This window comes from Streptomyces sp. NPDC096205 (genome assembly GCF_044763135.1).
Lineage (GTDB): Bacteria > Actinomycetota > Actinomycetes > Streptomycetales > Streptomycetaceae > Streptomyces.
In genome coordinates, this window is the sequence record NZ_JBIWFS010000002.1 from 426,149 (window position 1) to 446,661 (window position 20,513).

Sequence of the window (20,513 nt, forward strand, 5' to 3'; positions counted from 1 at the left end):
TCCTACCCCATGCCCAGCAATTGAGACACGGGGTACACCCCTCGGACATGGGGTAGGGTGCCTGACATGTTCGCGCATTCGACCCAGAACTGGTGGTGGCCCGCTCGTCCGGCGGCCCACTGACTGCGCGTACGCAAGACTTCGCGAAGGCCGCCCGAGGGGCGGCCTTCCGTGTTTCCCGGGGCCGTTCCTCCTCACCGCTCAAGCCCGGAAGAGGAACTCATGGATCTGGCACAGCTCCTGCACGACTCCCGTCCCTTCGCCCTGCTCCGGCGTCGCACTCCGGGCCATGACCACGACACGGTCGAGCTGCTGATCGGCCCGGTGACGTCGTACGACCGTCTCGCCGACCTCCCCGACGAGGGCCTGGCCCTGGTCCCCTTCCGGCAGATCCGCGAGCGCGGCTTCGACGTCCGCGACGACGGCACGCCGCTCACGGTCCTCACCCCGGAGGAGTCCCACACCCTGCCCCTGGCGCAGGCCCTGGACGGGCTCCCCGCGCACGACGTCCGGGTCGAGGGCGGCGCCTTCGACGTGGCGGACGAGGAGTACGCCGAGATCGTCGGGCGCGTGCTGCGCGACGAGATCGGCAGCGGCGAGGGCGCGAACTTCGTGATCAGGCGGACGTACGAGGGGCAGATCCCCGGCTTCGGCCGGGCCGACGCGCTGGCCCTGTTCCGGCGGCTGCTGGAGGGCGAGCGGGGCGCGTACTGGACGTTCGTCGTGCACACCGGGGAGCGCACGCTGGTGGGCGCGAGCCCCGAGGTGCATGTGCGGATGTCCGGCGGCACGGTCGTGATGAACCCGATCAGCGGCACGTACCGCTACCCGGCCGAGGGCCCGACGCCCGAGCATCTGCTGGACTTCCTCGCCGACGGCAAGGAGATCGAGGAGCTGTCGATGGTCGTCGACGAGGAGCTCAAGATGATGTGCACGGTCGGCGACATGGGCGGGGTGGTGATCGGCCCCCGGCTCAAGGAGATGGCCCACCTCGCGCACACCGAGTACGAGCTGCGCGGCAAGTCCACCCTGGACGCGCGGGAGGTGCTGAAGGAGACCATGTTCGCCGCGACCGTCACCGGCTCTCCCGTGCAGAACGCCTGCCGTGTGATCGAGCGGCACGAGGTCGGTGGGCGTGGCTACTACGCGGGCGCGCTCGCGCTGCTCGGCCGGGACGCCAACGGGGCGCAGACGCTGGACTCCCCCATCCTCATCCGCACCGCCGACATCTTCGCCGACGGCCGGCTGCGCGTCCCCGTCGGCGCCACGCTCGTCCGCGGCTCGGACCCGGCGAGCGAGGTCGCCGAGACCCATGCGAAGGCGGCGGGTGTGCTGGCGGCCCTGGGCGTACGTCCGGGACGGCCGCGCACGGAATTCGTACGGCCCCGGCTGGCCGATGACCCGCGGGTACAGGCCGCGCTGGACGGGCGCCGGGCGGGGCTCGCCCCGTTCTGGCTGCGGATGCAGGGGCCCGTGGACAAGGCCGCGGCGCTGACCGGGCACGCGCTGGTGGTGGACGGGGAGGACACCTTCACGGCGATGCTCGCGCATGTGCTCCGGTCGAGCGGCCTGGAGGTGAGCGTGCGGCGCTACGACGAGCCGGGCCTCGCCGAGACGGTCCTCGCGCACGAGGGGCCGCTCGTGCTCGGGCCGGGTCCGGGTGACCCGTCGGACCTGACCGACCCGAAGATGCGGTTCCTGCGCGAGCTGACCTCGCGGGTCGTCCGGGAGCACCGGCACGGCGTCCTCGGCGTCTGCCTCGGGCACGAGCTGATCGCGGCCGAGCTGGGGCTGGACATCGTACGGAAGGACGTGCCCTACCAGGGCGCGCAGACGACGGTCGACCTGTTCGGGCGGCCGGAGACCGTCGGCTTCTACAACAGCTTCGTGGCGACCTGCGACGACGCGGCGGCCGAGGAGCTGGCCTCGCACGGCATCGAGGTCGGCCGGGCCGCGAACGGCGAGGTGCACGCGCTGCGCGGTCCCGGCTTCGCCGGGGTCCAGTTCCACCCCGAGTCGGTGCTCACGCTGAACGGCGCGGTGATCGTGCGGGAGCTGGTCGGTCAGCTGCGCGGCACCAGCACGTTCTCCGAGCGGCGGCCTGCCTTGTAGTCGAGGACGTTCTTCACCGTGGCGTCGACGATCTGACCGACGGCGTCCACGGTGTAGTACGCCTGATGGGACGTGACCAGCACGTTCGGGAACGTGACGAGGCGGGCCAGGGTGTCGTCCTCGACGGCCGAGAGGGACTTGTCGAGGAAGAACAGGCCCGCCTCGGCCTCGTACACGTCCAGGCCGACCCCCGTGAACCGCCCCGCGCGCAGCTCGGTGACCAGCGCGGCCGTGTCGATCAGGCCGCCGCGGCTGGAGTTGACCAGGATCGCGTCGTCCTTCATCGCCTTCAGCGCGGCCTCGTCGATCAGATGCCGGGTCTCCGGCATCAGCGGCACATGCAGGGTGACCAGGTCGGACTCGGCGAGAAGCTGGTCCTTGGAGACGTAGCGCATGCCGAGCTGCATGCACTCCGGGTTCTCGGCGACGTCCCAGCCGAGCAGGCGCATGCCGAAGCCGTGCGCGATCCTCGCGAAGGCCTCGCCGATCTTGCCGGTGCCGAGGACTCCGGCGGTGCGGCCGTGCATGTCCCGGCCCATCAGGCCGTCGAGGCGGAAGTCGAAGTCGCGTGTGCGGGTGGAGGCCCGGACGACACGGCGGTTCACGGCCATGGCGAGGGTCCAGGCGAACTCGGCCACGGCGTAGGGCGAGTAGTACGAGACCCTGGAGATGGTCAGGCCCAGGCGTTCGGCCACGGCCAGGTCGATGTTGTTGAAGCCGGTGGAGCGTTGGGCGATCATGCGCGTGCCCCCTGCGGCGAGGGTCTGCAGTACGCGCGGGCCCAGGTCGGCGTTGACGCTGGTGGAGATGACCTCGTAGCCGGCGGCGATGGGAGCGGTGTCCTCCGTCAGGAAGACGTCCACGCAGCGGAGGTCGTGGTGGCCGTGGAAGGCGTGTTCCAGGAGGGGCTTTTCGTCTGTCTGCACGCCGAATGCCAGGATCTCCAAAGCGGCCTCCGCCATTTTGGGGTGGTTTCTGTGAATATATGACGTGCGGTCGTCTGTGGCTTGTCGCGCAGTTCCCCGCGCCCCTAGGTGCCTCTCCGCAAGCGTTCTGTGAGAGCTCGGCCCTGTTGTGGTGACGGGCGGGGTTCCGCCAAGCGGGTCAAGAGGCGGTCCATGTGCAGGTCTACGGCCGATTCGACCAGCTCTGCATATGCCTCGGCCGCGATGGCCGCTCTGCGACGGGCCACCCATGCGACGGTCCCCGCTATCAGGGCCGCCGGCCACCACGCCACGGCCAGTACGAGGTACAGCAGCGCCCAGCCGCCCAGGGTGAAGGCCGTGTCCAGGCGGGATCTGGCTGCGGTGAGGGTGTCTCTCGTCGGGGTCGGGAGGAGGAGCCAGAGGCGGGGCCAGATGATGGCCAGGTCGATGCCGTACTCCTGGGAGAGGCGGACCGTGGGGGTGTGGAGGCGGTCGCCCAGCCAGGTGGGGTGTTGTGGGGGGATGAGGGAGAGGGCGTTACGGCGGGCAGCGTGGGCCGGGTCCTCGTCCTGTTCGTAGGCCTCGTTCGCCGTGCGCCAGGCCTCTGCCCTGCGGGTGGTCCGGCGGGTGGCCAGGGCTTTCAGGGGCCAGTCGCCGGTGAGGAGGCGTTCGACCGGGGCCGCGAGGGACTGGGCCAGGGCGCCCAGGGCGGCGGAGGCCGGGACGGCTGCCAGGATCAGCAGGGCCGTGCGGGCCGCCAGGGCGTCCCTGTCCGCCGCAGAGGTGCCCTCGGTGAGGGCGGTGAAGCCGGTCCACAGGTCTCGCCAGTCGTGCCAGTCCGACTGGCCGAGGCGGAGGGCCGCCACGGCGACCAGGAGGTAGGCCAGGCCGGGCAGCACCAGCAGGGTGAACCAGCGGTCGGCCAGTCTGCGGCCCAGTTCGGCGAGGAAGCCCGTCATCGGCTCACGCGTCCGGGACGAAACTCAGGACCCGTTCGTGCACCAGGCACTCCGGCGGGCCCTCTCCGGCCCGGCGCCGCTCGACGCGCCGGCAGGCGCCGACCGGGCAGAGGTAGGCGCCGCGGACCGGTGGGCCGGGGGCGCCTACCGCGGTGGGGGTGTCGACCTTGCCCTCCCGGACCAGCAGCGGGCCGATGAGGGTGACGTCGAGCCCGGCGATCACCTCGTCGATGTCGGCGCCCTCGCGCAGTCGTCGTACCGCCTGTTCCAGGGCGGCCCGGCGCGGGCCGCCGCTCAGCAGCCGCAGCGTGGCCAACTCCCGGCAGAACTGGGCGTGAAGGTCGTCGTCCTCTGGTAAATCCACGCGGACGATCGTAGATCCCGGCCCCGGTGTCATGCGCCCGAATGGACATGCGCGGCCCAGCTCAGCGGGCGGTCGGGGTGGCGTTCGCGCAGGGCCCGCACCGCTTCGTGCAGGGCTCGGGCGGCGGGGGGCCTGCCCTCCCGCGACTCCCCCAGCGTCTGGTACACGCCCTGCGCGATCTGCGCCGAGGACTCGTCGTCGGCCCGCCACAGGGTGCCGATCACCTGGGAGAAACCGGCGAGTTGGAGGGAGCCGGCCAGGTGCAGCGCCTCGTCGGGCAGGGTCGTGCCGCCGACGGCCGTCTCGCAGGCCGACAGGTAGGCGAACTCGGCGCCGGGCAGGTCGAGCCGGGCCACGTCGAGGACGGTCAGCGCGCCGCCGGGCAGCAACAGGCGTCCGTACGAGGGCCGTGCCGGGTCCTGGACGCCGTGGCAGGCGAAGTGGACCCAGGGGTGCCGGGCGAGTGCCTCGCGCACCCTGTCCGCCTTGGCCTCCTCGCCGCTGAGCAGCGTGCCACCGACCGCGGCATGTGCGAGGCCGGCCTCCCGGAGGGCGCCCGGCAGCGGGGTCTGGCCGGCCAGCTCGGGCACGGCGACGATCAGCGGGTCCGCCGCGGGACTTGAGGCGGCTTCCCGTGACCGCAGCAGCGCCGCCACGCTCGGGGTGTACGACGAGACCACCCGATCGGGCACCTCGCCCGCCGCGTGCAGTGGCAGGAAGGCCAGGGAGCGGGTCGGGCACCACCACACACGGGGCGGGCGCTCGCCGTCCTGGGGGAGGTCCAGGGCGTCGAGGACCGGGCCCGCCACCGTCTGCCACAGCCAGTCGAGGACGTCGGTCACGGCTCGTTCGGCGAAGGCGCGGGCGAGGCCGGAGCGGGAGGCCGCCGCGGCCGCCTGGAACAGTGTCTCGCTGCGTTCGCGGGCCTCGGCGTCGGTGAGGCCGGGCAGCGGGCAGACCTTGAGGCCGCGGCCGTCGATCAGGAGGGCGTGGCCGCCCTGCTGCTCGGGGCCGACGGTGACGACGACGACCGGGCCCTCGGCGCCGGCCCGCAGCAGACGGCCGGCCCGCGGCGGGCGCAGGAAGTCGCGGAAGCCGTCGTGGGCGCGGATCGCTTCGAGGGTCTCCTGCCATTCGCGGGCCAGCCGGTGGCGGCGGTCGGCCTGTTCGCCGGACAGTCCGTCGGCGGCGGCCGCGTCCAGGTTCTGGCGCAGGGCGTCGAGCCGGGCGGCGAGGACGGGGTGCGCGGCGGCCAGATCGCGGGTTTCGCCGCGCAGTTCGAGGGCCTGGGCGGCGAGCACCCCGCGGCCGGCCTCCAGCAGTTCCAGGGCGGACTCGGGCTCGCCCGCGGCCAGCGCGATCTGGGCGGCGAAGGAGCCGGTGGGGGCCATGTCGCCGAGGAGTTCCTCCTGGTCGGAGCGGTCCACGCCGCGCCAGGCGAGCAGCGGGAGCAGGTCGACGGCCAGGCGGACGGCCTCCAGTGCGCGCCGCGCGTCACCGTTCTCTTCGGCGACGGTGGCCAGTTGCAGCGCGGCGGCCATGCGCGTGGCGGCGGGCTGTGCCGGGTCGGCCGCCAGGCCGGCGTTGACGGCGAGGGCCTCCTCGCGCACCCCGTCGCGGTCGCCGTCGGCGCGGGCCACGTCGTAGAGGATGCGCGACAGCACGGCGAGCGCGGTGCCCTGGCGCGGGTCGCCGGGCGGCAGCATGTGCGCGGCTGCGCGGGCCCCTTCCAGCGCCCGGTCCAGATCGGCCCGGTCCCCGCCGAGCCGGTGGCGCGTCCACAGGGCGTAGGCGTGGTTGCCGTACAGCATGACGCTGCGCCGGGGGTCGTCGGGCGCGTCCCACAGGGCCTGCTCGTAGTGGCGTACGGCGGTGTCGGCGGCCTCGACGCCGGCGCCGGGGAGCCGGGTGCGGGCGAGCAGGATGGAGCCGAGGGCGTTGAGCAGGGCGGCGCGCCAGGCGTGGCCGGGGGCGGTGGTGGCGAGGGCGCGCTCCACCAGCCGCTGCCCGCGGTCGAGTTCGCCGGTGTCGCCGGACTGGCGGACGTACGCGACGATCAGGGTGACCAGGTTGCCGAGGGCGATGGGGAACTCGGCGCCGAACTGCGCGGTGCGGTCGGCCAGTTGCTGGGCGGCGTCGACGGCCTCGCGCAGGGAGGCGAGGTGCCGGGTGCGCGAGTGCCGCTCCCCGAGGGCGAGGAGGAGGTTGCCGAGGAGCTGCTCGGGCACCTCGGCGCCGGGCGGCAAGGCGGCGCGGCCCTCGCGGAGCCGGGCGACGGCCTCGTCGAGGAGGGCGAGGTCGGCGGTGGCACGGTAGCGGAAGACGAGGACGCCGCCGAGCCGGGCCAGGGCTTCGGCCTGGCGCCCAGGGGTGTCCGCGGCGGCGAGGGCCCGCCGGGCGACGGCCTCGGCGGGGCCGAAGTCGGGGCTCGTCTCCTGCTCGGCACGGGCGAGGTGCAGGTCGACGAACGAGGCCAGGACCCCGGAGTCCTCTGCGTAGGGCGAGCCCGGCGCGGTGAGCCGGGTGAGCAGGGCCAGGGCGGGCGGGATGCCCGCGGGGTCGCCGGTCTCGCGGTACTCGTGGACGGTGGCGGCACAGAATGAGGTGGCGGCCTCGCGCGAGGGGTGCGGTCCGGCGAGGCCCTGCGCCATCAGCTCCAGCGCCCGGCGGCGGTCGGCCGCGTCGCCGCGCATCTGGTAGCGGTACTGGAGGTGCCGGCCCAGGTCGGCGGCGTAGCGGGCGGGTTCGGCGGCGTGCAGCTCGGTGTAGGCGTCGATGGCCTCGCGCAGGATGTCCTGGTCGCGGCGGCGGGCGAAGCGCTGGGCGAGCAGGTCGGCGTAGTGGCCGCGCAGCTGTGTCTCGATGCGCGGGTAGAGCGGGTGGCGGCGGATGGTCCGCTGGAGGGCGAGGGCTTCGTCGAGCAGGGTGACGTCCGTCTTCTCCCGGGCGGTGGCGGTCAGATACGTCGACATGGTCATCGCGGCCTGCCCGAGCCACTGCGGGCTCGTCGGGTCGAGGCCGTCGAGGGCGGCGCGGGCCAGATCGACGGCGTCCTCGATGTGGGCCGAGTCGCGGGTGCGGGCGGCGCGGGCGGTGAGCAGGGCGGAGAGGCGTCCGGCGCGCGGGGCGCGGTCGGCGCCGCCGGCGGCGTCCAGGGCGGCGCGGGCGTGGACGAGGGCAGTGTCCTCGTCGGCCTTCTCGCCGCTCGCCCCGAAGCGCTGTTCGGCGGCGCGGGAGAGCACCTCGTGGACCGCGCCGAGCACGGGGTCGTCGGCGGGCCGGCCGCGCAGACAGCGCCCGCCGCACAGCAGGGCGGCGTCCAGGCACCAGCGGCGCAGTGCCTCGGGGGTGTCGGTGGCCTGCGCCCGTTGCACCAGCAGCGCGGACATGCGGCCCGCGAAGGCGGCGGTGTCCTCGTCGATGTCCGCGCGGACATCGACGAGGGGCCGTAAGGCGGGCGGGACGGCGTCGGGGAGGGCGCGGTGCAGCAGGGCGGCGGCGAGCAGGAACACCGCGTGTTCCGGCGCCCCTTCGCCGCTGCCCGCCTTGGCCGCGGTGCGCATCAAGGCGGTCAGCCCGGCCTGCCGGAGCAGGCCGGGTGCGGGTGGCTCGCCGCCGTCGCGCACGGCGGGCCAGACCGCGGCCAGCTCCTCCTTGTGCCCCTCCAGCAGCGCACCGAACCCCAGCCGGTCGAACAGTCCCGCCATGCTCGCTCCCCCGTAGTTGTGTCAGCCGAAGAAGACGCCGACCTCCTCGTACAGCTTCGGGTCGACCGTCTTCAGCCTCGCCGTCGCCTCGGCGATGGGTACGCGCACGATGTCCGTGCCGCGCAGCGCGACCATCTTGCCGAAGTCCCCGTCGCGCACGCAGTCGATCGCGTGGAGTCCGAAGCGGGTGGCGAGCCAGCGGTCGAAGGCGCTGGGGGTGCCGCCGCGCTGGACGTGCCCGAGGACAGTGGTGCGGGCCTCCTTGCCGGTGCGGCGCTCGATCTCCCGGCCGAGCCACTCGCCGATGCCGGACAGCCGCACATGCCCGAAGGAGTCCAGCGAGTCGTCCTTGAGGACGGCCTCGCCGTCCTTGGGCATGGCGCCCTCGGCGACGACGACGATCGGGGCGTACGACGCCTTGAAGCGGGAGGTGACCCAGGCGCAGACCTGGTCGAGGTCGAAGCGCTGCTCGGGGATGAGGATGACGTTGGCGCCGCCGGCGAGTCCGGCGTGGACGGCGATCCAGCCGGTGTGCCGGCCCATCACCTCCACCACCAGGACGCGCATATGGGACTCGGCGGTGGTGTGCAGCCGGTCGATGGCCTCGGTGGCGATGCCGACCGCGGTGTCGAAGCCGAAGGTGTAGTCGGTGGCCGACAGGTCGTTGTCTATCGTCTTGGGCACGCCCACGCAGGGCATGCCGTACTCGTCGGCGAGCCGGGCGGCGACGCCGAGCGTGTCCTCGCCGCCGATCGCGATCAGCGCGTCGACCTCCAGCTTGGCGAGGTTCTCCTTGATCCGCCGGATGCCGTTCTCCGCCTGGAGGGGGTTGGTGCGCGAGGAGCCGAGGATGGTGCCGCCGCGGGGCAGGATGCCGCGCACGGCGGGGATGTCCAGGCGCACGGTGTCGCCCTCCAGGGGGCCGCGCCAGCCGTCCCGGAAGCCGGTGAATTCATAGCCGTACTCCTGGACGCCTTTGCGGACGATGCCGCGGATGACGGCGTTGAGCCCGGGGCAGTCGCCGCCTCCGGTCAGTACTCCGACCCGCATGGAAATGTCCCTTCGCCACGGTTGCCGAACACGCGAGTGCCGTACGGCAGCACGCTAGCCGTGACCCAGGTCACTTCGGCATGGCCCGGCCGGGCCTTTCCGGTGAAGTCGCGGGCGCGAGGTTCACGCGGTCACTCGTCGTCGAGGCCCCGCTCTATGGCGTACCGGACGAGTTCGACGCGGTTGTGCAGCTGGAGCTTGCCGAGGGTGTTCTGGACGTGGTTCTGGACGGTGCGGTGGGAGATGACGAGGCGCTCGGCGATCTGCTTGTAGCTCAGGCCCTTGGCGACCAGGCGCAGCACCTCGGTCTCGCGGTCGGTGAGGCGGGGGGTGTCGGGCTCGTCGGTGTGGGCGGCGGGGGCGGGTTCGGAGGCCAGGCGGCGGTACTCGCCGAGAACCAGACCGGCCAGGCCGGGCGTGAACACCGGGTCGCCGACGGCCGTGCGGCGCACCGCGTCGAGGAGTTCCTCGGTGGAGGCCGACTTCAGCAGATAGCCGGTCGCGCCGGACTTGACCGCCTCCAGTACGTCGGCGTGCTCGCCGCTGGCGGACAGCACCAGGACGCGCAGCGCCGGGTTGTGGCCGACCAGCTCCTTGCAGACCTGGACGCCGGGCTTGACGGGCAGGTTCAGGTCGAGGACGAGGACGTCGGGAGAGGCCGCCCTTGCGCGGCGTACGGCCTGCTCGCCGTCGCCCGCCGTGGCGACCACGTCGAAGCCGGACTCGGCCAGGTCACGGGCGACCGCGTCGCGCCACATGGGGTGGTCGTCGACCACCATCACCTTGATCGCCTGCTCGGTCATCGCTTTCCTGCCTTCCCCCGTGACACCTTCGGTACCTTCAGCTCGACCTCCGTGCCCTGCCCCGGGATCGAGATCAGCTCGGCGCTGCCGCCGAGGTCGCTCAGCCGTCCGCGGATGGACAGGGCCACGCCCATGCGCCCCTCGCCCTCGGCCTGCGCGAGCCGGCCGTCCGGAATGCCGGGGCCGTCGTCGCGTACGGTCACGATCACCTCGTCGGGCCAGTCCTCGACCAGGAGCCAGGCGCGGGCGCCGTCCCCCGCGTGCTGCCGCACATTGTCCAGGGCCGCGCCGACCGCGGCGGCCAGCTCCCGCGCCGCGGCGGGCTCCATCGGCACCGGCGCGCCGGGTTCGGCGAGGCTGACCCGGGCGGAGGCGAAGGGGGCGAGCAGCGGGCGCAGGTCCACCGGCCCGTCGTCGGGGTCGGGTTCTTCCACGACCCGTACGACGGCCCCCTCGGCGGCGTCCTCCGACACCCGGGACACATGCGTCAGGCCGCCGGAGACCAGGGTGCGCAGGGCGACCTCCTGCTCTCCGGCCATCCGGCCCAGTTCGGCCGCCTCGCCGCCGATGACCGCGCCGCGCCGCTGCACCATGGCCAGGACCTGGAGCACGCTGTCGTGGATGTCCCGGGCGAGCCGCTCCCGCTCGCGGGTGGCCGCCTCGATCTCCAGGGCGCGGGCGAGGGTGCGCTCGGAGGCGCGGGCGACCTCGACGACGTAGCCGATGGCAATGGAGGCGACCCAGACGAGGATGACGTTGTGGACGGTGTCCCGGGCGGGGGTGCCGCGCTCGATCAGGTTGGCGACGGCAACCGCGGTGGAGGCGCCGGCCGCCCAGCGCCAGCCCCCCTTGATCGCGAAAGCGAGCACCGAGCCTGCGGTCCATATCGACGGCAGTGTCGGCCCGCCGTCCGCGACCCGCGCGGGCGCGTCCGCGAGCGGGGTCAGGAGGATGCCGGTGAGCGCGACGGTGAGGTCGGCGGCGAGGAAGCGCCGTGTGCAGATCGCCGCGTTCTGCACCCGGGGCAGGGTGGCCAGGGTCCACACGCCGAGGACGGCGTAGTAGCCGACGGCCAGCCAGGGGCGGCGGAACTCGTCGTAGGCGGTGGCGAACAGGCCGACCGCGTACAGCATGGTCAGCACGCGGAAACCGGTGAGCGCACGCCACAGCGGCAGCTCGACCGACATCCTCATGACCTTCTCGCGCCGCGCCACCGGCCCACCCCCCGATTCCCCCGGATCCCCGTCTGTGTCTCCTACGTTCCGCTCTTCGCGGCCTTCGCCGCTTCCTTCGCGGCTTCCTTCTCGGCCTTGGCGGCTTCCGCGATCTGCCGCTTGGCGGCGGTCGCGTACATGTCGACGTACTCCTGGCCGGAGAGCTTCATGATCTCGTACATGACCTCGTCGGTCACCGCCCGCAGCACGAACCGGTCGTGCTCCATGCCGTGGTACCTGCTGAAGTCCAGGGGTTTTCCGATGCGGATGCCGGGGCGCATGACCTTCGGGACGACCTTGCCGGGCGGCTGGATCTTCTCGGTGTCGATCATCGCCACGGGGATCACCGGGGCGCCGGTGGCGAGGGCCACGCGGGCGAGGCCGCCGGGCTTGCCGCGGTAGAGGCGGCCGTCGGGCGAGCGGGTGCCCTCGGGGTAGATACCGAACAGCTCCCCGCGCTCGATCACCTCGATGCCGCTCTTGATCGCGGCCTCACCGGCACCGCGCGCACCCGAGCGGTCCACGGGCAGCTGGCCCACGCCCTTGAAGAACGCGGCCGTCAGCCGGCCCTTCACGCCCGGGGTGGTGAAGTACTCGGCCTTCGCGATGAACGTCACCTTGCGGTCGAGCACCGCGGGCAGGAAGAAGGAGTCCGAGAACGACAGATGATTGCTCGCCAGGATCGCGGCACCCTCGGCGGGGACGTTCTCCAGGCCCTCCACCCAGGGCCTGAAGACGAGCTTCAGCGAACCCCCGACGGTGACCTTCATCGCGCCGTACAACAACCGAGTGCCTCCTGTGTCTGTGGATCAGACCTTAACCCGGAGGTCGCGCGAGTGGCCCGACGGCCCTGGTCGGTGTCGGTGCGGTCGCGTACGGTGAACCACACCCGGAGTCTTTGGGAGTGTTTTCCCCAGTCCTTCTCACGAACCCCAGCCCCTTCTCACGAACCCAAGCCCCTTCTCACGAACAAGGAGACCGAAGGTGCCGGTCCTTCCCGGAGCCGAGCCGTACCGCCACGAGGGCGGCGAGGTCGGCGTCCTGCTGTGCCACGGCTTCACCGGTTCCCCGCAGTCGCTGCGCCCCTGGGCGGAGTACCTCGCCGAGCGCGGTCTGACCGTGTCCCTGCCGCTGCTGCCCGGCCACGGCACCCGCTGGGAGGACATGCAGCTCACCGGCTGGCAGGACTGGTACGCGGAGGTGGACCGCGAGCTGCGCGCCCTCACCGAGCGCTGCGCGCAGGTCTTCGTGTTCGGCCTGTCCATGGGCGGCGCCCTCTCCCTGCGCCTGGCCGCGCGGCACGGCGACGAGGTGGCCGGGCTGGTCCTCGTCAACCCGGCGAACAAGGTGCACGGCCTGTCGGCGTACGCCCTTCCGGTGGCCCGGCATCTCGTCCGTACGACGAAGGGCATCGCCAGCGACATCGCCAAGCCCGGCAATGTCGAGATCGGCTACGACCGGGTGCCGCTGCACGCCGCGCACTCCCTGCGGCAGTTCTTCCGCGTGGTCGACGGCGAGCTGCCCCAGGTCACCCAGCCCCTGCTGGTCCTGCACAGCCCGCAGGACCATGTCGTACCGCCCGCCGACTCGGCCCGCATCCTCAGCCGGGTGTCCTCCACGGACGTCACCGAGCTGCTGCTGGAACAGAGCTACCACGTCGCTACGTTGGACCACGACGCGGACCGGATCTTCGCGGAGAGCTACGCGTTCATCGGCCGGCTCGCACCCAGTGTCGGCAAGGAAGGGACGGCCGCAGGTGGCTGAGCACGACTCCGAGAGCAGAGACCGGGAGGAGCGCGACGGCCTCGGTCCGGAGGAGCAGAGCGTGCCCTTCGACGAGGACGCCGCGTGGGCGGCGATCGTCCAGGGCTACGGCGAGGAGCCGCCGGACCCGCCCGGCGCCAAGCCGTTCAAGTCGGTGGAGGACCTGGCGCTGCTGGAGCCCGAGACGAACGCCGACCCGGAGGGGGAGGCCCCGCCCGCCAAGAAGGACGAGACCCCGAAGCCGCTGGGCAGCTCGGTCGCCTTCGCGCCCGGTGTCGGCCCGCGCGACTACTCGGTCGCCGAGCCGACGGAGGACGACTTCGACGACAGCGACGAGGGGCACTTCGTGCCGCCGGAGCCGCCGCCGCTGCCCGCCGCCGACACCACCGCCAAGTTCGCCTGGCTGGCCGTGATCGGCGGCCCGGTGCTGCTTCTGCTGGCCGTCGTCCTGGGCTGGGACATGACCTGGTGGCTGGCCACGCTCGGCATCGGCGGCTTCCTGGGCGGCTTCGCCACGCTGGTGGCGCGCATGCGCACGGATGACGACGAGAGCGACGATCCGGGGCGGGGCGCGGTCGTCTGAGCGGCTGGGATTCTGTCGTCTAAGCGGCTGGGACTCTGAGGGCGGCCAGGACCGGAAGGTGGTCCGTGGCCGCCCTCAGGTCGTGTGCGGTGATGCCGGGCTGGTCCAGGGGCACACCGCAGCCGAGCACCTCGATGCCCTTGGTCGCGAAGATCGCGTCGATACGGCGGTGGGGCTCGTCGCGGATCCAGGTGTCCGAGCTGCCCCAGGGGGCCGTGGTGTGGCAGTCCTGGAGCTGTGTCGCGAGCCGCTGGAAGGTGGGGCCGGTGGGGCGTTCGTTGAGGTCTCCGCCCGCGATGACGTGGTCCGTGCCGAGAGCCGCGACGCGGTCCAGGAGCATGCCGCCCTGCTCCTGGCGTTCGGCCTTGTCCAGGGAGAGGTGGCAGCTGATCGCGCCCACGCGGGCGGCGCCGAAGCGGATCACTGCCGTGGAGAGGCCTCGTCGGTGCTGCCCCGGGGTGAGGGGCAGCAGGATGTCCTCGGTGTGCTCGACCGTGGCGCGCAGGTTGCAGAGCAGGGCGGGGCCTGCGGCTGTGGCGCCGCCGGAGAGGGTGACGAGGTCGGCTGCCGTGGCCAGGCGGGCGAGCTTCTTGCGCCAGCGGAAGAACCGCGGTGCTTCCTGGAGGAGGACCAGGTCGGGGGCGCAGGCCCGGATGACGCGGGCGAGGGCGTCGGTGTCGTCCCTCAGTGAGCGGACGTTGTAGCTGAGGACCCTGATGACTGCTGAACCGTCTGAGTCCGTGCGGGACTTGGGGAGCGGCGCCATGTGGATCAATGTACGCCCAAGGAGTCGGGGCGCGGGGTACGTGCGCGACTGCCGGTTGCTCGTGGCTGATCGCGCCCACGCGGCGGAGCCGCATATGTATACAGCCCCGCGCCCCAAAAACCAGGTACCTACATGACCGGGTCGGGCTCCCTGGCCAGGTCCGCCGCACCCACCATGCCGGCCTTGTTGCCGAGCTGGGCCGCGATCACGTCCGCCACCGGGCGCCAGTTGCCGCCGACGAGCCAGCGCTTGTAGGACTTGCGGATCGGGTCCAGGACCAGGTCGCCCTCGTCGGAGAGGCCGCCGCCGACGATGAACGCGGACGGGTCGAAGAGGGAGGCGAGGTCGGCGAGGCCGGCGCCGGCCCAGCGGGCCAGTTCGCGGTAGGAGTCGACGGCGACCGGGTCGCCCTGGCGGGCGGCCATGGAGATGTGCTTGCCCTCGATGCCGTCGGGGGTGCCGTCGCCGAGGGCGAGCAGCACCTCGGCGCGCTCCGGGGTGGCGTTGGCGCGCTGCTTGGCGTAGCGGACGAGGGCGCGGCCGGAGGCGTACTGCTCCCAGCAGCCCTGCGAGCCGCAGCCGCACAGCAGGCCGTCCGGCACCATGCGGATGTGGCCGAACTCGGCGGCCACGCCGAAGTGGCCGCGGCGCAGCTTGTTGCCGATGATGATGCCGCCGCCGAGGCCGGTGCCGAGGGTGATGCAGATGACGTTCCGGTGGCCCTTGCCGGCGCCGAACTTGTACTCGCCCCAGGCGGCGGCGTTGGCGTCGTTCTCCACGACGACCGGGAGGCCGGTGCGCGCCTCGACCTTCTCCTTGAGCGGTTCGTTGCGCCAGTCGATGTTGGGCGCGAAGTAGACCGTCGAGCGCTGACGGTTGACGTAGCCCGCGGCACCGATGCCCACGCCGACGATCTCGTGCCCCGCGCGTGCGCCCTCCACCGCCGAGGCGATGGCGTCGATGATGGCCTCGGGCGTGGTGGGGGTCGGCACCTTGAAGGTCGAGAGGATGTTGCCTTCCTCGTCGACCACGCCGGCCGCGATCTTCGTGCCGCCGATGTCGACGCCGATGGTGAGTCCCATGAATCCCTCAGTTTCGGTCGAGCCCCGCTACGGCCAACCGTACCCGAGGAGGCAGTCAGTCCAGGTCGATGCGTTCGCCTGATGGACCGCTGTCGCCCTCGTCGGGGCCGTGCTCGAAGTCCGCGGTCCGGGAGGTCCAGCGCTTCTCCTGGGCCTGGACGGCGGAGCGGTAGGCGGCGAGGAGTTCCTGACCTGCGACGGCGAGGTGGTCGAAGACCTCGGGGTTGCGTTCGATGACCGGTTCCACGGCCGCCTTGGCCTGCTGGACGACCTGCTGCACGACCTGCTGGGCGGCGGGTCCGGCGACCGCGCCGAGCAGCGGTGACTGCAGTCCGGCCAGCTTGTCGGCGACGGTGTCGACGAGCTTGCGCAGCTCCTCGGCGGCCGAGCCGGGGGGCGGGCCCTGCCGGCCTTGGCGCCGGGCCTTCTCCGCCGCGAGATCCTCGGCGCACGCCGTCGCCCAGGCGTCGGCGTCGGCCGCGGTCGGGCGCTCCCCTGCCTCGGGGTGCTCTTCGCTCATGGCGGGCTCCTGACTACGGTTCGTTCTTACGACGTTACCCGACCGGGCGCCGCGGCTTCAGCGTCCCGTCGGCCACAGCGCGGGGTCCGGCGCGAAGCGGATGCGCAGCTCGTCCTCGCGCAGGCTCGCCCCGGCCACGGTGCACCGGCGCAGCGCGGAGGGCAGGGGGACGACCCGGCGGAACGGGCCGACGCCGAGGGCGAGTTCGTCGCCGCGCCGAATCAGGTCCAGCTCGTCGCGCCGGGCGCCGGGCAGCGGGATGTGCCACACCAGGACACCGTCCTGCGCGAGCCGGTCGACGACCGGCCACTCGACGGTGGAGGGGCCGCCCGGGTCGGCACCCAGGGCGAGTGCGGCCAGGTCCTCCGTGCCGCGCGGGTCACGTCCGAGATGGGGCACGGCCTGGACGTCGTACACCCCCTGCCACTCCTCCACCGCCTTGCGCTGCTGCACCACGAGTCCCGTGAGCCAGCTGCCGGGGCCCGCCTCCGTCTCGGGCACCACGCGGTTGGCCACCAGCCGTTCGGGGCGCCGGGCGCGCAGGGCGAGCCCGAGGGCGGCGGCCCGCACGGCGTCGGCTCCGGCCGGTCCCGGCTCGGCCACCAGCCGCACGTGGGTGTCCTTGTCCGCGAGCACGGCCTCGACGGCCCCCAGCTCCACGTCCCAGCGCGCGGCCGCCTCGTACAGCCACTCCGCGGGCATCGGCACCCCGGCCAGCCGTCCCAGCATCGGCCGTAGCGCGCGGGCCGCCTGCCGCTCGGGCGGCAGCAGCCTGCGCAGACAGCGGCGCAGTTCCTCGGGGAGGGTGAGCAGGGCGAGTGCCCGGTCGAGCGGGGGCAGGTCGACGACGACCAGGTCGTGCGCCTCCGACAGCGCGGCGTCCCGCAGCGCCCGCAGCAGCGCCAGCTCGTCGGCTCCGGGCAGCGGCGTCAGCTCCTCGGGCTCCAGCCGGGCGGCCCCGAGCAGATCGAGCGCCCCGCCGGCCCGCTCCTGCAGTGCGGTCAGCCCGTCCCGGAAACCGACGGCGGGGTTGGGCCGCCATGCGGTGAGGTGCTCACCGACCCGGACGGGGTCGGGCCCGGTGGCCGTGCCGAGGGCGGCGCCCAGCGAGTCGGACCGGTCGACGCTCAGCACGAGCGTCCGAAGGCCTTCCCCGGCGGCGGCGAGCGCGGTGGCGGCGGCGGCAGTGGTACGGCCACTGCCACCCGGACCGATGATCAGGAGGGTGCGCATGAGGGTGACGGTAACCCCCTTACTTCGCCCCCGACTCCACCCGCTTCTTCAGCCCGGCCAGCGCCCGGTCGATGATGACCTTCTCGGCCTTGCGCTTGATCATCCCGAGCATCGGGATCTTCACGTCGACGGTCAGCTGGTACGTGACCTCGGTGGCGCCCGCCCCGGCCGGCTTCAGTACGTAGGACCCGTCGAGCGACCGCAGCATCTGGGACTTCACGAGGGTCCAGGAGACCTCGTTCTCGCCGGTCCAGGTGTATCCGAGCACCTGGTCGTCCTTGATCGCCCCGGCGTCCATGACGAGCCGCACCTGTTCGGCGCGGCCCTGCTCGTCCGCCCGGAGGACCTCGGCCTGCTTGACCTCGCCGGTCCAGTCCGGATAGCGGGCGAAGTCCGCGATCACCGACATGACGTCGGCCGGTGCCGCCTCGATCGTGATGCTCGAGCTGGTGTGTTCCGCCATCTTCGTGGCTCCTCCAGATGCGGTCCGGCAAGAAGTCGTGGTGCGCACGTATGTGCAGCGTGAAGGCTACCGCGCGCCGACGGTCACCATTCGAGCGCCCAGGGGCGGCCGCTGCCCGCGAAGTGCCCGACGTTGACGCACTCCGTCGCCCCGATCCGCATGCGCCGCGCCAGGGGCTGATGGACGTGCCCGAACAGGGCATAACGGGGCCGGGTCCGGCGGATCGCCTCCAGCAGGGCGCGGCTGCCCCGCTCGAAGCGGCGCGCGACGGTGTCGTAGACGAGCTCGGGCACCTCGGGCGGGATGTGGGTGCACAGCACGTCGACCTCGCCGACGGCCTCGATCTTGGCGGCGTACTCCTCGTCGGAGATCTCGTACGGGGTGCGCATGGGGGTGCGCAGGCCGCCGCCGACGAAGCCGAAGGTGCGGCCGCCGATCTCCACCCGCTCGCCGTCGAGGACGCGCGTCCCGGGCCGGGCGTACTCCTTCCACAGCGGCGGCATGTCGACGTTGCCGTACGTGGCGTAGGTCGGGGTGGGGAAGGCGGCGAACAGCTCGGCGTACTGCTTGCGCACGGCCCCCTCGATCACGGCGGCGCGGTCGGCGCCCACGCCGGCCCACAGCTGCCGGCCGAGGTCGCGGGCCTCCTCGAAGCGGCGGGCGGTGCGCAGCTCGACGAGCCGGTGGGCGTTCTCGACACCGAACAGGTCGGGGAAGATGCCGCGCGAGTGGTCGGCGTAGTCGAGGAACAGGACGAGGTCGCCCAGGCAGATCAGGGCGTCGGCGCCGTCCCCGGCCCGGGCCAGGTCGGCGGCGTTGCCGTGCACGTCGCTCACCACGTGAACGCGGGTGGATGCCATGGTGATCAAGCGTAGGCGGCGCGCGGCCCTTGTGAACAGTGCTGGCCGGACCTGCGGTTACTGGCTGGTTCCGAACGCCGTCGACTACTGTGCGCGAAGGAACACCCAACTGTGTGACGCAGCGAACATCTCGCCGGGACCCCCTGTCGTAGACGCCATACCGGCGGGTAACGTCCGGGCAGTCCAGTCGTGCTCAGGTTTTCAACATGTGAATTCCCGAGCACTTGCCCGAGCCTTGGACCGCACCGTCGCATCGCACAACGTCGTGGCGCCGGCGCCCTATGAGGAGCAGCAGTCTTGCGCGAGTTCAGCCTTCCGGCTTTGTACGAGGTCCCCGCGGACGGGAATCTGACCGACATCGTCCGCAGAAACGCCGCGCAGCATCCGGATGTCGCCGTCATCGCCCGCAAGGTGTCCGGCCGCTGGCAGGACGTCACCGCCACGGAGTTCCTCGCCGAGGTGCACGCGGCCGCCAAAGGCCTGATCGCCGCCGGTGTGCAGCCGGGCGACCGGGTCGCCCTGATGTCGCGCACCCGCTACGAGTGGACGCTGCTGGACTTCGCGATCTGGAGCGCGGGCGCGGTGACCGTGCCGGTGTACGAGACCAGCTCGCCGGAGCAGGTGCAGTGGATCCTGTCGGACTCGGGCGCGACCGCCTGCATCGTCGAGATGGACAACCACGTCGCGGCCGTGGAGTCGGTGCGCGAGTCGCTGCCCGCCCTCAAGCACGTCTGGCAGATCGACGCCGGCGGCGTCGAGGAACTGGGCCGGCTCGGCCAGGACGTCGCCGACCAGACGCTGGAGGAGCGCGGCTCGGTCGCCAAGGCGGACGACCCGGCGACCATCGTCTACACCTCCGGCACGACCGGCCGCCCCAAGGGCTGTGTCCTCACCCACCGGGCGTTCTTCGCCGAGTGCGGCAATGTCGTCGAGCGGCTGCGCCCGCTGTTCCGCACCGGTGAGTGCAGCGTCCTGCTCTTCCTGCCGCTCGCCCATGTCTTCGGGCGCCTGGTGCAGATCGCCCCGATGATCGCGCCGATCAAGCTGGGCTGCGTCCCCGACATCAAGAACCTCACCGACGAGCTGGCCGCGTTCCGTCCGACGCTGATCCTGGGCGTGCCGCGCGTCTTCGAGAAGGTGTACAACTCCGCGCGCGCCAAGGCGCAGGCGGACGGCAAGGGCAAGATCTTCGACAAGGCCGCGGACACCGCGATCGCCTACAGCAAGGCCCTGGACACCCCGGCGGGCCCGTCCCTCGGCCTGAAGATCAAGCACAAGGTCTTCGACAAGCTGGTCTACAGCAAGCTGCGCACGGTGCTCGGCGGCCGCGGCGAGGCCGCGATCTCCGGCGGGGCCCCGCTGGGCGAGCGCCTCGGCCACTTCTTCCGCGGCATCGGCTTCACCGTGCTGGAGGGCTACGGCCTGACCGAGTCCTGCGCGGCGACCGCGTTCAACCCCTGGGACCGGCAGAAGATCGGCACGGTCGGCCAGCCGCTGCCCGGCTCGGTGGTGCGGATCGCCGACGACGGCGAGGTGCTGCTGCACGGCGAGCACCTGTTCAAGGAGTACTGGAACAACCCGGGCGCGACCGAGGAGGCGCTGGCCGACGGCTGGTTCCACACCGGCGACATCGGCACCCTCGACGAGGACGGCTACCTCAGGATCACCGGCCGCAAGAAGGAGATCATCGTCACCGCGGGCGGCAAGAACGTCGCCCCGGCCGTGATCGAGGACCGCATCCGGGCACACGCCCTGGTCGCGGAGTGCATGGTGGTCGGTGACGGGCGGCCGTTCGTGGGCGCGCTGGTCACCATCGACGAGGAGTTCCTGGGCCGCTGGGCCGCCGAGCACGGCAAGCCGGCGGGGTCCACCGCGGCGTCGCTGCGCGAGGACGCGGACCTTCAGGCCGCGATCCAGTCGGCGGTCGACGACGGCAACGCCGCGGTGTCGAAAGCGGAATCGGTGCGGAAGTTCCGCATTCTGTCCTCCCAATTCACGGAGGAGTCGGGCCACCTGACGCCCTCGCTGAAGCTGAAGCGGAACGTGGTGGCGAAGGACTACGCGGCCGAGATCGAGGCGATCTACGCCAAGTGACCTCGGCGGTGCT

General features: G+C 72.6%; 19 protein-coding genes. 5 read left to right on the plus strand and 14 right to left on the minus strand.

Features of this window, described 5'->3' with window-relative positions:
• Positions 1–66: 66 nt before the first annotated feature.
• Both ACIQ6Y_RS08350 and ACIQ6Y_RS08355 read left to right on the plus strand, forming a co-directional pair.
• The gene (locus ACIQ6Y_RS08350; protein WP_404036358.1) at positions 67–123 is read left to right on the plus strand and encodes a trp operon leader peptide; all 57 of its coding nucleotides are present in this window, start codon (positions 67–69) and stop codon (positions 121–123) included.
• A gap of 99 nt (positions 124–222) precedes the next feature.
• Positions 223–2,112, plus strand: a complete 1,890-nt coding sequence (locus ACIQ6Y_RS08355; RefSeq protein WP_404034455.1) for an anthranilate synthase family protein — start codon at positions 223–225, stop codon at positions 2,110–2,112.
• Here the strand turns inward: ACIQ6Y_RS08355 and ACIQ6Y_RS08360 are convergent.
• The 8 genes from ACIQ6Y_RS08360 to ACIQ6Y_RS08395 all read right to left on the minus strand — a co-directional run bounded on the left by ACIQ6Y_RS08360 (position 2,064) and on the right by ACIQ6Y_RS08395 (position 11,917).
• Complete coding sequence (locus ACIQ6Y_RS08360) at positions 2,064–3,059, minus strand: 2-hydroxyacid dehydrogenase (RefSeq protein WP_404034457.1); 996 nt, start codon at positions 3,057–3,059, stop codon at positions 2,064–2,066. The two genes, ACIQ6Y_RS08355 and ACIQ6Y_RS08360, sit on opposite strands and share 49 nt — an antisense overlap.
• A gap of 83 nt (positions 3,060–3,142) precedes the next feature.
• Positions 3,143–3,997 (minus strand): hypothetical protein, encoded by an 855-nt coding sequence (locus ACIQ6Y_RS08365; RefSeq protein WP_404034459.1) that lies wholly within the window; start codon positions 3,995–3,997, stop codon positions 3,143–3,145.
• A gap of 4 nt (positions 3,998–4,001) precedes the next feature.
• Complete coding sequence (locus tag ACIQ6Y_RS08370; protein ID WP_404034461.1) at positions 4,002–4,361, minus strand: hypothetical protein; 360 nt, start codon at positions 4,359–4,361, stop codon at positions 4,002–4,004.
• Between the two features lie 29 nt (positions 4,362–4,390).
• Positions 4,391–8,068, minus strand: coding sequence for a CHAT domain-containing protein (locus ACIQ6Y_RS08375; protein ID WP_404034463.1), 3,678 nt, complete (start codon positions 8,066–8,068; stop codon positions 4,391–4,393).
• A 21-nt stretch (positions 8,069–8,089) separates the two neighbouring features.
• Positions 8,090–9,118, minus strand: coding sequence for a 6-phosphofructokinase (locus ACIQ6Y_RS08380; RefSeq protein ID WP_404034465.1), 1,029 nt, complete (start codon positions 9,116–9,118; stop codon positions 8,090–8,092).
• A 131-nt stretch (positions 9,119–9,249) separates the two neighbouring features.
• Positions 9,250–9,921: a response regulator gene (locus ACIQ6Y_RS08385; RefSeq protein ID WP_404034467.1), complete on the minus strand. Its 672-nt coding sequence runs from the start codon at positions 9,919–9,921 to the stop codon at positions 9,250–9,252.
• Positions 9,918–11,135, minus strand: coding sequence for a MacS family sensor histidine kinase (macS, locus tag ACIQ6Y_RS08390; protein WP_404034469.1), 1,218 nt, complete (start codon positions 11,133–11,135; stop codon positions 9,918–9,920). Before macS ends, ACIQ6Y_RS08385 begins: the two co-directional genes overlap by 4 nt.
• A gap of 41 nt (positions 11,136–11,176) precedes the next feature.
• Positions 11,177–11,917 (minus strand): lysophospholipid acyltransferase family protein, encoded by a 741-nt coding sequence (locus tag ACIQ6Y_RS08395; RefSeq protein ID WP_404036360.1) that lies wholly within the window; start codon positions 11,915–11,917, stop codon positions 11,177–11,179.
• Between the two features lie 202 nt (positions 11,918–12,119).
• On the opposite strand from ACIQ6Y_RS08395, the gene ACIQ6Y_RS08400 reads away from it, so the two are divergent.
• Together ACIQ6Y_RS08400 and ACIQ6Y_RS08405 are read left to right on the plus strand one after the other, a co-directional pair.
• On the plus strand, positions 12,120–12,899 hold the full coding sequence (locus tag ACIQ6Y_RS08400) for an alpha/beta hydrolase (protein WP_404034471.1): 780 nt from the start codon (positions 12,120–12,122) through the stop codon (positions 12,897–12,899).
• Positions 12,892–13,482 (plus strand): hypothetical protein, encoded by a 591-nt coding sequence (locus ACIQ6Y_RS08405; RefSeq protein WP_404034473.1) that lies wholly within the window; start codon positions 12,892–12,894, stop codon positions 13,480–13,482. The genes ACIQ6Y_RS08400 and ACIQ6Y_RS08405 overlap by 8 nt, the downstream gene beginning before the upstream one ends.
• 19 nt (positions 13,483–13,501) lie before the next feature.
• On the opposite strand, the gene ACIQ6Y_RS08410 is transcribed toward ACIQ6Y_RS08405, so the two are convergent.
• The 6 genes from ACIQ6Y_RS08410 to ACIQ6Y_RS08435 all read right to left on the minus strand — a co-directional run bounded on the left by ACIQ6Y_RS08410 (position 13,502) and on the right by ACIQ6Y_RS08435 (position 18,406).
• Complete coding sequence (locus tag ACIQ6Y_RS08410) at positions 13,502–14,248, minus strand: endonuclease/exonuclease/phosphatase family protein (protein ID WP_404034475.1); 747 nt, start codon at positions 14,246–14,248, stop codon at positions 13,502–13,504.
• 128 nt (positions 14,249–14,376) lie between these two features.
• Complete coding sequence (locus ACIQ6Y_RS08415) at positions 14,377–15,330, minus strand: ROK family glucokinase (RefSeq protein ID WP_404034477.1); 954 nt, start codon at positions 15,328–15,330, stop codon at positions 14,377–14,379.
• A 55-nt stretch (positions 15,331–15,385) separates the two neighbouring features.
• On the minus strand, positions 15,386–15,850 hold the full coding sequence (locus tag ACIQ6Y_RS08420; RefSeq protein WP_404034479.1) for a DUF5304 domain-containing protein: 465 nt from the start codon (positions 15,848–15,850) through the stop codon (positions 15,386–15,388).
• 57 nt (positions 15,851–15,907) lie between these two features.
• Positions 15,908–17,083 carry an ArsA family ATPase gene (locus tag ACIQ6Y_RS08425; protein WP_404034481.1) on the minus strand — a complete coding sequence of 392 codons (1,176 nt, stop codon included), beginning with the start codon at positions 17,081–17,083 and terminating at the stop codon, positions 15,908–15,910.
• Positions 17,084–17,102: 19 nt separating this feature from the next.
• Positions 17,103–17,546, minus strand: coding sequence for an SRPBCC family protein (locus ACIQ6Y_RS08430; protein WP_404034483.1), 444 nt, complete (start codon positions 17,544–17,546; stop codon positions 17,103–17,105).
• Positions 17,547–17,629: 83 nt separating this feature from the next.
• A complete protein-coding gene (locus ACIQ6Y_RS08435; RefSeq protein ID WP_404034485.1) occupies positions 17,630–18,406 on the minus strand; it encodes a metallophosphoesterase in 777 nt (258 codons plus the stop codon).
• Between the two features lie 297 nt (positions 18,407–18,703).
• On the opposite strand from ACIQ6Y_RS08435, the gene ACIQ6Y_RS08440 reads away from it, so the two are divergent.
• Positions 18,704–20,500, plus strand: a complete 1,797-nt coding sequence (locus ACIQ6Y_RS08440; RefSeq protein ID WP_404034487.1) for an AMP-dependent synthetase/ligase — start codon at positions 18,704–18,706, stop codon at positions 20,498–20,500.
• Positions 20,501–20,513 lie beyond the last annotated feature (13 nt).

Coding starts and splice junctions, on each gene's coding strand:
- ACIQ6Y_RS08410 (WP_404034475.1), bottom strand. CDS start 14,248: ATGGCGCCGCTCCCCAAGTCCCGCACGGACTCAGACGGTTCAGCAGTC.
- ACIQ6Y_RS08365 (WP_404034459.1), bottom strand. CDS start 3,997: ATGACGGGCTTCCTCGCCGAACTGGGCCGCAGACTGGCCGACCGCTGG.
- ACIQ6Y_RS08415 (WP_404034477.1), bottom strand. CDS start 15,330: ATGGGACTCACCATCGGCGTCGACATCGGCGGCACGAAGATCGCGGCC.
- ACIQ6Y_RS08375 (WP_404034463.1), bottom strand. CDS start 8,068: ATGGCGGGACTGTTCGACCGGCTGGGGTTCGGTGCGCTGCTGGAGGGG.
- ACIQ6Y_RS08380 (WP_404034465.1), bottom strand. CDS start 9,118: ATGCGGGTCGGAGTACTGACCGGAGGCGGCGACTGCCCCGGGCTCAAC.
- ACIQ6Y_RS08430 (WP_404034483.1), bottom strand. CDS start 17,546: ATGGCGGAACACACCAGCTCGAGCATCACGATCGAGGCGGCACCGGCC.
- ACIQ6Y_RS08385 (WP_404034467.1), bottom strand. CDS start 9,921: ATGACCGAGCAGGCGATCAAGGTGATGGTGGTCGACGACCACCCCATG.
- ACIQ6Y_RS08435 (WP_404034485.1), bottom strand. CDS start 18,406: ATGGCATCCACCCGCGTTCACGTGGTGAGCGACGTGCACGGCAACGCC.
- ACIQ6Y_RS08355 (WP_404034455.1), top strand. CDS start 223: ATGGATCTGGCACAGCTCCTGCACGACTCCCGTCCCTTCGCCCTGCTC.
- ACIQ6Y_RS08425 (WP_404034481.1), bottom strand. CDS start 17,083: ATGCGCACCCTCCTGATCATCGGTCCGGGTGGCAGTGGCCGTACCACT.
- ACIQ6Y_RS08420 (WP_404034479.1), bottom strand. CDS start 15,850: ATGAGCGAAGAGCACCCCGAGGCAGGGGAGCGCCCGACCGCGGCCGAC.